Raw genomic sequence first — 12159 nt, forward strand, 5'->3', positions numbered from 1 at the left:
GAAAGGAGCCGGACCCGTGGCCCTCACCACGGCGCCCGGCCGGACCGGACGCACCGGTCCCGCCCGCCCCCGCGCCACCCGGCGTCGAGGCGGGCGGGACCGGCACGCCGAAGGTCTGGCGGGCTACGTATTCCTCTCGCCCTGGCTCATCGGACTGATGGGCGTCACGGCGATCCCCATGCTGCTCTCGCTCTGGCTGAGCTTCACCAACTACGACATCCTCACCCCGCTGTCCGAGGTGCAGTGGGTCGGGCTGGCCAACTACGAGCGGATGTTCACCGCCGACCCGTCGTACTGGCACGCGGTCCGGGTGACGTTGACCTTCGCCCTGGTGGCCGTGCCGTTGAAGCTGGCCGCCGCGCTCGGCGTGGCGATGCTGCTCAACAAGGCGTGGCGGGGGGTGGGACTGTTCCGGGCGCTGTTCTACCTGCCGTCGCTGCTCGGTGGCAGCGTCGCGCTGGCCATCGTCTGGGTCAACATGTTCAACCGGGACGGCGCGTTCAACTCGTTCCTCGCGCTGTTCGGCATCGAGGGGCTGCCCTGGGTCAGCGACCCGGACTGGGCACTGCAGACCCTGATGGTGCTGGCCATCTGGCAGTTCGGCGCCCCGATGGTGATCTTCCTGGCCGGGCTCAAGCAGGTGCCCACCGAGCTGTACGAGGCGGCCTCCGTCGACGGCGCCGGCCGCTGGTCCCAGTTCTGGCACGTCACCCTGCCGATGCTCTCCCCGGTCATCTTCTTCAACCTGGTGCTGGAGACGATCAACGGGTTCCAGGGCTTCACCGCCGCCTTCGTGCTCAGCAACGGCACCGGCGGACCGGTCGACTCCACCCTGATGTACACCCTGAAGCTCTACATCTCCGGTTTCACCGACCTGGAGATGGGCTACGCCTCCGCGATGGCCTGGGTCTTCCTGATCGCGATCGGCCTGATCACCGCGATCTTCTTCAGCACCGGGCGGTTCTGGGTGCACTACGCCGACGGGGAGAAGTGATGGTGGCGGTGACCTCGACGGCGCGGCGGCCCGGCCGCCGCCGACAGGGCGGCCGGCAGGCCGTTCGTCTGCTGGTGCTGATCGCGATCGTGGCGGTGGTGCTCTATCCGCTGCTGTGGATGCTGGGCACCTCGGTCAAGTCGCCGGAAGAGATCGTCAACAACATCGGCCTGCTGCCCGAGCGGTTCACCCCGGGCAACTACACCGCCGGCTGGGGCAACTTCGACCTCAGCTTCGGCACGTTCTTCCTCAACAGCGCCATGGTCAGCCTGTTGACGGTGGTCGGCAACGCGGTCTCCTGCCTGCTCGCCGCGTACGCCTTCGCCCGGTTGCGGTTCCGGCTGCGGGGGATCTGGTTCGCCGTCATGATCGGCACCCTGCTGCTCCCCGGCCACGTGCTGATCGTGCCGCAGTACATCCTGTTCCGCAGCCTCGGCCTGGTCGGCGGGGACTGGCCCTACCTGCCGCTGCTCATCCCGCAGTTCCTGGCCACCGAGGCGTTCTTCGTGTTCCTCATGGTGCAGTTCATGCGGGGCATCCCGCGCGAGCTGGACGAGGCCGCCAAGATCGACGGTGCCAGCCCGTACGGCATCTTCCGGCACGTCATCCTGCCGCTGAGCCGCCCGGCGCTGGTCACCACCGCGATCTTCTCGTTCATCTGGACCTGGAACGACTTCTTCCGGCAGCTGGTCTTCCTGTCCAGCCTGGACGACTACACCGTGCCGGTGGCGCTGACCCTGTTCATCGACTCCACCAGCCAGAGCGCGGTGGGCCCGATGTTCGCCATGTCGGTGCTGTCGCTGCTGCCGGTCTTCCTGTTCTTCCTGGCCTTCCAACGGATGCTGGTCGAGGGCATCAACACCAGCGGGTTGAAGGGATGACCGCCGTCGGGGCGACGGAACCGGCCGAGGCGCCCCCGCGCCGGGACTGGCGGGACACCCTGCGCGACGCCACCGACCTGGCGCTGCTCGGGTTCGCGCTGACCCTGGCCGCACTGCCGGTGCTCACCGTCGCGCCGGCGCTGGCCGCCGCCAGCGCCGCCGTGCACGACCGGCTGACCCTCGGCGGCTGGCCGGACCTGCGCACCACGCTGGTCCGGTTCGGCCGGGGACTGCCCGCCGGTCTGGCCGCCAGCCTCGTCGGGGTGGCCGTCGCCGTCGCGCTCGGCGTCGACCTGGTCGCCCTGGCCACCGGCCGGGTGCCCGGGGGCGGGATCGGGCTGGCCGGCACCGCCGTGGTCACCGCCGCGCTGGCCGGGTACGCCGGACTGACCGTGGTCGCGGTCGGCCGGACCGACGCGCGGGGCTGGCGGGACGCGGCCCGCGCCGCCGCCCGGACCGGCCTGGCCCGGCCGGGGACCTGGGCTGCGGCCGGCGGGGTCTGCGCCGTGGCCGCACTGTTGGGGATACTGGTCACCCCGGTGGCGGTGCCGATCCTGGCCGGCTACGCGCTGGCCGCCCTGCACGCCGTCGCCGCCCGCCGTCCCGCCGCCCGGATGGAGGCACCGTGACCGGTCACCCGCAGCCCGGCCAGACCCGCACCGACCCGGACCCGACCGGGTCGGTCCCGCATCAGGTCGGGGCCGACCCGGCCGACGACGATCCCGCACTGCACCTCGGCGACGTCGAGGTGGCCCGGTACGTGGTCCGCCCCGACCTGGACCCCCGGCACGGCCGGCGGCCCTACCTGCACCCGGTCCGGACGCTGGCCGGCACCCCGGTCACCGACGCGTTCCCCGCCGACCACGTCTGGCACCTCGGGGCGTCGCTGGCCGTGCAGGACGTCGACGGCACCAACCTGTGGGGCGGCCGGACGTACGTGCGCGGCACCGGCTACACCTGGCGCGACGACCACGGGGAGATCGCGCACACGCAGTGGCGTGAGCGCACCCGGGACCGGTTGGCGCACACGTTGCAGTGGCGGGACCGGGCCGGCGGGGTGCTGCTCACCGAGCACCGCCGGCTCGCCGCGACCCCGGTGACGGCGGACGCCTGGGCGCTCGACGTCGACTACACCCTGACCGCCCCGGCCCGACGGGACGTCCCGCTGGGCAGCCCGGCCACCAACGGCCGACCCGGTGACGCCGGCTACGGCGGGTTCTTCTGGCGGGCGGTCGCCGAGGGCGAGCCGACGGCGTTCACCATGGACGCCGACGGCGAGCAGGCGGCCAACGGCAGTGCCGCCCGCTGGGTGGCGCTGACCGGCGTCGCGCCCGGCGGTGGGGCGTACACCCTGGTCTTCACCGGGCTCGGGCTGGGCGACCGGTGGTTCGTGCGGACGGCGATGTATCCAGGTGTCTGCGTGGCCTTCGCCTTCGACCGGCCGGCGGTGGTGCCCGCCGGGGGCCGGCGGACCGGGCAGCACCGGGTGCTGGTCGCCGACGGGGTACGCGACCGGGCGGGCGTGACCGCCCTGCTTGCCGCCGCGGAGTCGGCGTGACCGGCGACCGGCCGGGGGCGGGACCGTCGGTCGGCCGGTCGGACCCGGGGGTGTCGGTCGGGCCGGAGGTGGTCACGGTCGGTGAGTCGATGGTGGTGCTCAGCCCGGAGCCGACCGGGCCGCTGGAGGCCGCCGACCGGTTGGGCGTCTCGGTCGGCGGCGCCGAGTCCAACGTGGCCTCCGCGCTCGCCCGGCTCGGCCACCGGACGGCATGGGTGAGCCGGGTCGGTGACGATCCGTTCGGCCGGCGGGTGCTGCGGCACGTCGCCGCCACCGGGGTGGACACCAGCCTGGTCGCCGTCGACCCGGCCGCGCCCACCGGCGTCTACCTCAAGGATCCGACGCCCGGCGGCACCACCGTGCACTACTACCGGTCCGGCTCGGCGGCCTCCCGCCTGGGCCCGCAGGTGCTGGACGACCCGGGGCTGGCCGGGGTCCGGCTGCTGCACCTGTCGGGGGTGACGGCCGCCCTCTCGCCGTCCTGTGCGGCCCTGGTGCGCCGGGCGGTCGTCGACCGGCCGCTGCCCGCCGCCCGGGTCGCCTTCGACGTCAACCACCGGGCCCGGCTCTGGTCGGCCGAGGTCGCCGCGCCGGTGCTGCTCGGGCTCGCCGACGCCGCCGACGTGGTGCTGGTCGGGCTGGACGAGGCGGGCGCCCTGTGGGGCGTCACCGACCCGGCCGCGGTGCGTGACCTGCTGCCCGGCCCGGACCTGGTGGTGGTCAAGGACGCCGACGTCGGCGTCACGGCGCTGCCCCGCACCGGACCGGACGTCTTCGTCCCCGCCCTGCGGGTGCCGGTGCACGAGCCGGTCGGGGCCGGCGACGCCTTCGCCGCCGGCTGCCTGTCCGGGCTGCTGCGCGGTCTCGACCTGGACCGCTGCCTGCGACTCGGGCACCTCTGCGCGGCCCCCACGCTGACCGTGGCGGGGGACACCGCCCCGCCGCCCCGACGGGCCCTGGCCGATCGGCTCCTCGCGTTGCCGGCACCGGACTGGGCCAGCCTCGACCCGGTCGACGTCGGCCTGCTCACCACCCCCGCCACCGGAAGGAACGGTCGATGACCGCGCACGACTTCGCACCGCTGTTCGGCACCGCGCGGGTGATGGTGATCCTGCGCGACCTGCCGCCGACGGAGACCGTCCGGCTCGCCGAACGGGCCTGGGACCTGGGCATCGACGTGGTCGAGGTGCCGATCCGCACCCCGGACGCCACGCTCGCCCTGCGCGCGGCGGTGGAGGCGGGCAAGGACCGGGGCCGCCGGGTCGGGGCCGGCACGGTGCGGACCCCCGCCCAGGTACGGCAGGCCGCCAGCGCCGGGGCGGCCTTCACCGTCGCCCCCGGGCTGGACCTGGCGGTGGCCGACGCGGCGGTCAGCTACGGCATTCCGCACCTGCCCGGGGTGGCCACCCCGACCGAGGCGCAACAGGCGCTCGACCACGGGCTGGTCTGGCTCAAGGCGTTCCCCGCCGTCAGTCTCGGTCCCCAGTGGTTCAAGGCGGTCGCCGGTCCACTGCCGGAGCTGCGGTTCGTGGCGACCGGGGGGATCGACGCGGGTAACGCCGCCGACTTCCTCGCCGCCGGGGTGCGGGTGGTGGCGGTGGGTTCGGCGTTGTCCGACCCCCGGCAGATCGACCGGCTCGCCGAGCTGGCCGCCACCCCGGCCTGAGCCGGTGGGCAGGTCGACCGCCGCCCGGTGGCGCCGGGGCGGATCAGGCCGGGGCCGGGCCGAGGCTGTCCCGGACGACCAGGGTGGCCGGGAGCACCTCGACCCGGGACCGGTCGGCGGCCGGACCGAGGGCCAGGGTCATCGCCCGTGCGCCCAGTTCGACCAGGGGCAGCCGGACGGTGGTCAGCGCCGGGGTCACGTCGGCGGCGACCGGCATGTCGTCGAAGCCGACCACCGACACCCGCCCGGGGACCGGGACGTCCCGGGCGCGCAGCAGGGTCAGCGCGCCGACGGCCATCGAGTCGTTCAACGCCACCAGGGCGGTCAGTCCGGGGATGGCGTCGAGCAGCTCACCGGCCGCGCGGGCGCCACCGTCGCGGTCGAAGTCGGCGTACCGGATCCGCTCCTCGGGCAACGGATGGCCGCCGTCGGCGAGCGCGGCGCGCAGCCCATCGAGCCGGTCGGTGATGGTGGTGAGCACCCGGGGGCCGGCGACCACCCCGATCCGGGTGTGCCCCTGGCGCAGCAGCTCCGCGCCGAGCAGCCGGCCGCCGTCGGTGTTGGCCGGCATCACCGCGTCGCCGGGGTGCTCGTGCCGGCCGACCACCGCGACCCGGCCGCCGGTGGCCTGGTAGGCGGCCAGCTTCTCGGCGAGCCGGTCGGTGAAGGCGGCGTCGTGGTAGCCGGAGCCGGCCAGCACGATCGCGGCGACCTGCTGGGCGCGGAGCATCTCGACGTACTCCAGCTCGCGTTCCGGGTCGCGGTAGCTGTTGCAGATGATGACCAGCCGGCCGTGGTCGGTGGCGACCCGTTGCAGGCCCCGGGTCAGCTCGGCGAAGTAGGGGTCGGAGACGTCGTGCACCACCACGCCGACCACGCTGCGCTGCGGCCGGGCCAGCAGCTGGGCGTGCGCGTTGGGGACGTAGCGCAGCTCGGCGACGGCCCGCAGCACCCGTTCGCGCAGCTGGTCGGCGACCGGCTTGCTGCTGCCGTTGATCACCCGGGAGGCGGTGGCGGGGGAGACCCCGGCCCGACGGGCGACATCGGCCAGCGTCGCCATGGGCACCCCCGAAAGTGTCCGGCCCCGGGCCGGGGCGCGCGGTAGCGGACAGGTTACCGCAACGGTCCGGGCCGGCCCTTGCCCCGTGGTCGGGCTGCCACCTAGGCTGCTAGGAAAGCGCTTACCCATGTGTGGCAGAAGGGGAAGAACGACCATGACCCGAAGGTCGATCGGCATCATCGTCAACGGCGTCACCGGTCGGATGGGCTACCGCCAGCACCTGGTCCGCTCCCTGCTCGCCCTCCGCGAGCAGGGCGGCCTGGCGCTGGGCGACGGCACCCGGATCTGGCCCGAGCCGATCCTGGTCGGCCGGGACGAGACCCGGCTCCGGGCGGTCGCGGAACGGCACGGCCTCACCGACTGGACCACCGACCTCGCCGCCGCCCTGGCCCGCGACGACGCCGAGATCTACTTCGACGCCCAGGTCACCCAGCAACGGGAGAAGGCGATCCGCCAGGCCATCGAGGCCGGTAAGCACATCTACACCGAGAAGCCGCTCGCCGAGTCCAGCGCCGCCGCGCTGGAACTGGTCCGGGCCGCCGACGCCGCCGGCGTCCGCACCGGTGTCGTGCAGGACAAACTCTTCCTTCCCGGGCTGCGCAAGCTCAAGCGGCTGATCGACGGCGGCTTCTTCGGCCGCATCCTGTCCGTCCGCGGCGAGTTCGGCTACTGGGTCTTCGAGGGCGACTGGCAGCCCGCCCAGCGACCGTCGTGGAACTACCGCGCCGAGGACGGCGGGGGCATCGTGATGGACATGTTCCCGCACTGGCAGTACGTGCTGGAGGAACTCTTCGCTCCGGTCCGGGCGGTCACCTGCGTCGCCGCCACCCACGTGCCGCAGCGGGTCGACGAGGCCGGCCGGCCCTACCGGGCCACCGCCGACGACGCCGCGTACGGCATCTTCGAACTCGACGGCGGGGTGGTCGCCGCGCTCAACTCGTCCTGGACCACCCGGGTGCACCGCGACGAACTCGTCGAGTTCCACGTCGACGGCACCGAGGGCAGCGCCGTCGCCGGACTGCGCCGCTGCCGGGTGCAGCACCGGGCGGTCACCCCGATGCCGGTCTGGAACCCGGACCTGCCCACCACCGAGGACTTCCGGGCACAGTGGACCGAGGTGCCCGACAACGCGGAGTTCGACAACGGCTTCAAGGCCCAGTGGGAGGCGTTCCTGCGGCACGTCGTCACCGGCAGCCCGTTCAGCTGGGACTTCCTGGCCGGGGCGCGCGGTGTGCAACTCGCCGAACTGGGCCTGCGCTCGGCCCGCGAGGGCCGCCGGGTCGAGGTGCCGGAGCTGTCCCGGTGACCGCCGTCCGGCTGCCCGACGGCAGCACCCACCGGCTGCGCGGGGGCGCGGGCCACGCCCGGCCCGCCGGCCCGGCCACCAGCCGGGTGGCGTACGCCGCCGCGCACGTCGTCGCCGACCCGCGCGCGGAGAACGTCCCCGGTGCCCCGGCCGCCGTCGACTGGGAGGGCACGCTGGCCTTCCGGCACCATCTCTGGTCGTACGGGCTGGGGGTGGCCGAGGCGATGGACACCGCGCAGCGCGGCGCGGGCCTGGACCATCCGGCCACCCGGGAGCTGATCCGCCGCAGCGCCGCCGAGGCCCGCGCGGTCGGCGGCGGGATCGTCGCCGGGGTCGCCACCGACCAGCTCCCACCCGGGCCGGCGACGCTGCCCCAGGTGACCCGGGCGTACACCGAGCAGCTCGCCGAGGTCAGCGCCGCCGGCGCCCGGCCGGTGCTGATGTGCAGCCGGCACCTGGCCGCCGCCGCCACCGGCCCCGACGACTACCTGCGGGTGTACGACGAGCTGCTCACCGTCGCCGACCAGCCGGTGGTGCTGCACTGGCTCGGCGACATGTTCGACCCGGCGCTGGCCGGCTACTGGGGCTCGACCGACCTGGACGAGGCCACCGAGACGGTGCTGCACCTGATCAAGGACCACCAGGGCCGGGTCGACGGGATCAAGGTGTCCCTGCTCGACGCCGACCGGGAGGTCGCGCTGCGCCGCCGGCTGCCCGCCGGGGTACGCCTCTACACCGGCGACGACTTCCACTACCCGGAGCTGATCCGGGGCGACGCGCAGGGCCACTCCGACGCGCTGCTCGGCGTCTTCGCCGCCATCGCCCCGGCCGCCGCCGCCGCCCTCGCCGCCCTCGACGCCGGTGAGCCGGACCGCTACGACGCGGTGTTCGCCCCGACCCTGCCGCTGGCCCGGCACCTGTTCGCCACGCCCACCTGGTTCTACAAGACCGGCATCGTGTTCCTGGCCTGGCTGGCCGGGCACCAGGACCACTTCACCATGCTGGCCGGGCAGCAGTCCGGGCGTTCCCCGGCGCACCTGGCCCGGCTGCTCGTCCTCGCCGACGCCGCCGGGTTGCTTCCCGACGCGGACCTGGCCGCCGCGCGGGCGCGGGCCTATTTCACGGTCGCCGGGGTGACCCGGTGACCGCCCCCGCACCGCCCGGCGGCGGCACGACGGTCGGTGGGGCGGCGCCGACCGGTGGGGCGACGTCGGTCGGCGCGGCGGCGACGTCGGTCGGTGGGGCGGCGCCGACCGGCGCGGCGACGACGGTCGGGCGGGTGACGCCGGCCCCCGGGCTGGACCGGTTCTCGTTCAACCAGGCCACCGCGCAGCACTGGCCGCTGGCGGAGGCGGTCGCCGGCTGCGCGGCGGCCGGCGTGCCCGGAATCGGGCTGTGGCGGGAACCCGTCCAGGAGTACGGCCTCGACCGGGCGGCGCGGCTGGTCCGGGCCGCCGGGCTGACCGTCACCTCGCTGTGCCGGGGCGGGTTCTTCACCACCCCGGACTGGTGGGACGAGAACCGGCGGGCCATCGAGGAGGCGGCCACCCTCGGCACCCGGGAACTGGTCCTGGTCTCCGGTGGGCTGCCACCCGGCAGCCGCGACCTCGACGGTGCCCGACGACAGGTCGCCGACGCCATCGCCGCGCTCGCCGACGAGGCGGCGGCGGCCGGGGTACGGCTGGCCATCGAGCCGCTGCACCCGATGTTCAGCGCCGACCGGTGCGTGATCGCCACCCTCGGACAGGCGCTCGACATCGCCGAACGCTTCGACCCGGCGGTGGTCGGGGTGGTGGTCGACACCTACCACGTGTGGTGGGACGACACGGTGTACGCGCAGCTCATCCGTGCCGGCGACCGGATCGCCGCGTTCCAGGTGGCGGACTGGGTGACCCCGCTGCCGGAGGGGGTGCTGCTCGGTCGGGCACTGCCCGGCGAGGGCTGCGTGGAACTGCGCCGGCTGCGCGAGGCGGTCGACGCCGCCGGGTACACCGGACCGGTCGAGGTCGAGGTGTTCCAGGCCGCGCTCTGGTCCCGGCCCGGTCCGGACATCCTCGCCGCCACCATCGACGCCTACCTCGCGCACGTGCCCTGACCCCGGCCGGCGGGTCACCGCGGCGGTGTCCCCCGGACGGTCGTCCCCGGCGTGGGCCGTAGCGTGAGGGGTGACCCGAGGAGGCGGCATGCTGCGGTGGACCTGGTTGCGGACCGCCGCCGGCCGGCTGCGCGGAGGTTGGCTGCCGGTCGTCGAGACCACCCTGGCGGCCACCGTGGCCTGGGTGCTGGCCACCCGGATCGTCGGCCACCCGCAGCCCTTCTTCGCCCCCGCCGCCGCGCTGATCGTTCTCGGTCAGGCGCGGGGTCAGCGGGTGCGCCGCGCGGTCGAGGTGGTGCTCGGGGTGGCCGCCGGTGTGCTCGTCGCCGACCTGGTGGTCCAGGCCCTCGGACCACGTACCACCTGGACGGTCTTCACGGTCATCCTGCTCACCATCGCCCTCGCGGTAGCGGTCGGGGCGAGCACCGTCTCGGTGGTGCAGGCCGCCGTCTCCGCTCTCTATCTGGTGGTGGTCTCCCCGGCCACCGAGTCGCTGGTGCCGTTCCGGTTCGTCGACGCGTTGATCGGTGGCGGGGTGGCGGTGGTGGCCAGCCAGCTCATCGGCGTCCGCCGGCCGCTCGCCCCGCTGGTCGCCGCGTTCCGGTGTACCTTCGACGACCTCGCCGCGGTGCTGGAGCAGGTGGCCGCCGCCCTCGACCGGCACGACGCGCCCGCCGCGGTGGCCGCCCTGGAGCAGGCCCGGCAGCTCGACGTGGAGCCGCTGCGCGAGGCCGTCCTCGCCGCCGGTGAGGCGGTCCGGCTGCACGTCCGCCGTCGCCGGCACATCGGCCGGCTCCGGAGCGTGGACGCCTCCATCGGCCAGCTCGACTACGCGGTACGCAACGTCCGGGTGCTGGCCAGGGCAGGGGTGACGTTCAGCCGGCTGCCCGCCCCCGTCCCGCCCGAGCTGGGCGCCGCGCTGCGCGACCTGTCCCGGGCCGTCGAGGCGGCCGGTCGGGCGCTCGCGGCCGACCTGGAGGGCGCGGAGGAGGTCGGCGACCGGCACGCCGAGGACGCCGACCGGGCCGCCCTGGCGGCGGTGCGGACCGCCGGGCGGCTCTTCACCCCCGGCCAGAGCCTGCCGCTGGCGATGATCGTCGGCCAGATCCGGGCCACCGCCATCGACCTGTTGCGCGGGGTACGCGCCGACGACGACGCCGCCGTGCTGGCCCGGGTGGACGAGGCGCTCGGGCTGCCCGCGCTCTGACGCGCCTGTGGTAAGGAGCGCATACCGCTTGTGGGCGTGACGGATCCGGTGTGAGATCGACGGCGGCACCGTCATACCCGGAAGGACCGCACCGTCGTGAGCGTAACCAGCCCACCCCACAGCGCCGTACCCGCGGCGGTGCTGGCCGCCCGCAACGGCGTCACCGTGGTCTTCGCCCTCAACGGGCTCGCCGTGGCCACCTGGTTCGCCCGGGTTCCCGCCGTCCGGGAGGCGCTCGGTCTCAGCGCCGGCCGGCTCGGTCTGCTGCTGCTGGCCATGTCCGGCGGCGCGGTGCTGGCGCTGACCAGCGCCGGCCTGGTGACCCAGCGGTTCGGCCCCGCCCGCACCGTGGTCGGCTCGACGGTGCTGGTGGCGGCCGGGCTGGCCGGGGTGGGCCTGGCCGCCGGCCCGCTCGGTTCGCTGCCCGGCGTCGCGGTCGGCCTGTTCGCCCTCGGCTACGGCTCCGGCACCTGCGACGTGGCGATGAACGTCGAGGGCGCGGCGGTGGAGAAGCGCCTGGGCCGTACGATCCTGCCCCGGTTCCACGCCGCCTGGAGTCTCGGCTCGGTGGCCGGCGCGGGCCTCGGTGCCGGCGCGGCCCGGCTCGGTGTGCCGATCAGCGTCCATCTCGCGGTGCTGGCGGCGCTGGTCCTCGGCGGCACCCTGCTCGGTGCCCGGCTGTTCCTGCCCGCCGCGCACGCCGAGGGCGGGTCGACCCGTCGCGGCGGCCTGCTCGCGGCCTGGCGGGAACCGCGCACCCTGCTCATCGGCGCGCTGGTGCTGGTGATGGCGTTCACCGAGGGCAGCGCGAACGACTGGCTGGCGGTCGCCTTCGTCGACGGCTACGGGGCCAGCGAGGCCGCCGGCGCCGCCGTCTTCGGGGTTTTCGTCGCCGGTATGACCATCGGTCGGACCGCCGGCACCGTGGCCATCGACCGGTGGGGCCGGGTGCCGGTGCTGGTCGGCACGATCCTGCTCGCCGCCGCCGGCTCGCTGCTGGCGGTGCTGGCCGGTTCCGGCCCGCTCGCCGTGGTCGGGGTGGTCCTCTGGGGACTCGGCGCGTCCCTCGGCTTCCCGGTCGGGATGAGCGCCGCCGCCGACGACGAGGACCGGGCTCCCGCCCGGGTCAGCGTCGTCGCGGTGATCGGCTACACGTCGTTCCTGGCCAGTCCGCCGCTGCTGGGTCTGCTGGGGGACCGGGTCGGCATCCTGCACGCCCTGCTGGTGGTGCCGGTGCTGCTGCTCCCGACGCTGGCCCTGGTGCCGGCGACCCGCCCGCCGGCCGGACCGAAGCCCACCGCGCCGACAGTAAAAAGCTAGCAGTCACCGACCGTCACCGGTATCGGCTGCGCGCCCGATCACCCGGGCGGCCGGTGCTGGCTAGGGTCGCCG

12 protein-coding genes are annotated in these 12159 nt (G+C 75.0%); 11 read left to right on the top strand and 1 reads right to left on the bottom strand.

Translation table 11 applies throughout. The annotated features are described in order from the left end of the window. The first annotated feature begins 16 nt into the window (after positions 1 to 16). Genes O7612_RS13875 through O7612_RS13900 form a run of 6 tightly spaced genes read left to right on the top strand, consistent with a single transcriptional unit; the run spans position 17 to position 5099 of the window. Positions 17 to 994: a sugar ABC transporter permease gene (locus O7612_RS13875; protein ID WP_282273650.1), complete on the top strand. Its 978-nt coding sequence runs from the start codon at positions 17 to 19 to the stop codon at positions 992 to 994. Continuing rightward, entirely contained in the window at positions 994 to 1875 is an 882-nt protein-coding gene (locus O7612_RS13880; protein WP_282273651.1) for a carbohydrate ABC transporter permease, read from the top strand. The genes O7612_RS13875 and O7612_RS13880 overlap by 1 nt, the downstream gene beginning before the upstream one ends. Beyond that, a complete protein-coding gene (locus tag O7612_RS13885) occupies positions 1872 to 2504 on the top strand; it encodes a hypothetical protein (RefSeq protein WP_282273652.1) in 633 nt (210 codons plus the stop codon). Before O7612_RS13880 ends, O7612_RS13885 begins: the two co-directional genes overlap by 4 nt. Beyond that, on the top strand, positions 2501 to 3433 hold the full coding sequence (locus O7612_RS13890; RefSeq protein WP_282273653.1) for a PmoA family protein: 933 nt from the start codon (positions 2501 to 2503) through the stop codon (positions 3431 to 3433). The genes O7612_RS13885 and O7612_RS13890 overlap by 4 nt, the downstream gene beginning before the upstream one ends. After that, the gene (locus tag O7612_RS13895; protein WP_282273654.1) at positions 3430 to 4494 is read left to right on the top strand and encodes a sugar kinase; all 1065 of its coding nucleotides are present in this window, start codon (positions 3430 to 3432) and stop codon (positions 4492 to 4494) included. The genes O7612_RS13890 and O7612_RS13895 overlap by 4 nt, the downstream gene beginning before the upstream one ends. Then, positions 4491 to 5099, top strand: a complete 609-nt coding sequence (locus O7612_RS13900) for a bifunctional 4-hydroxy-2-oxoglutarate aldolase/2-dehydro-3-deoxy-phosphogluconate aldolase (RefSeq protein WP_282273655.1) — start codon at positions 4491 to 4493, stop codon at positions 5097 to 5099. The genes O7612_RS13895 and O7612_RS13900 overlap by 4 nt, the downstream gene beginning before the upstream one ends. A gap of 43 nt (positions 5100 to 5142) precedes the next feature. Here the strand turns inward: O7612_RS13900 and O7612_RS13905 are convergent, their stop codons facing one another. Then, positions 5143 to 6159 carry a LacI family DNA-binding transcriptional regulator gene (locus O7612_RS13905; protein WP_282273901.1) on the bottom strand — a complete coding sequence of 339 codons (1017 nt, stop codon included), beginning with the start codon at positions 6157 to 6159 and terminating at the stop codon, positions 5143 to 5145. Between the two features lie 154 nt (positions 6160 to 6313). On the opposite strand from O7612_RS13905, the gene O7612_RS13910 reads away from it, so the two are divergent. From O7612_RS13910 to O7612_RS13930, 5 genes are all read left to right on the top strand, one after another. Further along, positions 6314 to 7465: a Gfo/Idh/MocA family oxidoreductase gene (locus tag O7612_RS13910; RefSeq protein ID WP_282273656.1), complete on the top strand. Its 1152-nt coding sequence runs from the start codon at positions 6314 to 6316 to the stop codon at positions 7463 to 7465. 35 nt (positions 7466 to 7500) lie between these two features. Continuing rightward, positions 7501 to 8610, top strand: a complete 1110-nt coding sequence (locus tag O7612_RS13915) for a DUF993 family protein (protein WP_282273902.1) — start codon at positions 7501 to 7503, stop codon at positions 8608 to 8610. A gap of 152 nt (positions 8611 to 8762) precedes the next feature. Next, entirely contained in the window at positions 8763 to 9560 is a 798-nt protein-coding gene (locus O7612_RS13920) for a sugar phosphate isomerase/epimerase family protein (protein WP_282273903.1), read from the top strand. A gap of 88 nt (positions 9561 to 9648) precedes the next feature. Beyond that, positions 9649 to 10767 carry an FUSC family protein gene (locus O7612_RS13925; RefSeq protein WP_282273657.1) on the top strand — a complete coding sequence of 373 codons (1119 nt, stop codon included), beginning with the start codon at positions 9649 to 9651 and terminating at the stop codon, positions 10765 to 10767. Between the two features lie 96 nt (positions 10768 to 10863). Then, positions 10864 to 12087 (top strand): MFS transporter, encoded by a 1224-nt coding sequence (locus O7612_RS13930; RefSeq protein WP_282273658.1) that lies wholly within the window; start codon positions 10864 to 10866, stop codon positions 12085 to 12087. Positions 12088 to 12159: the final 72 nt, after the last annotated feature.

This window comes from Micromonospora sp. WMMD987, assembly GCF_029581435.1.
GTDB lineage: Bacteria > Actinomycetota > Actinomycetes > Mycobacteriales > Micromonosporaceae > Micromonospora > Micromonospora rifamycinica.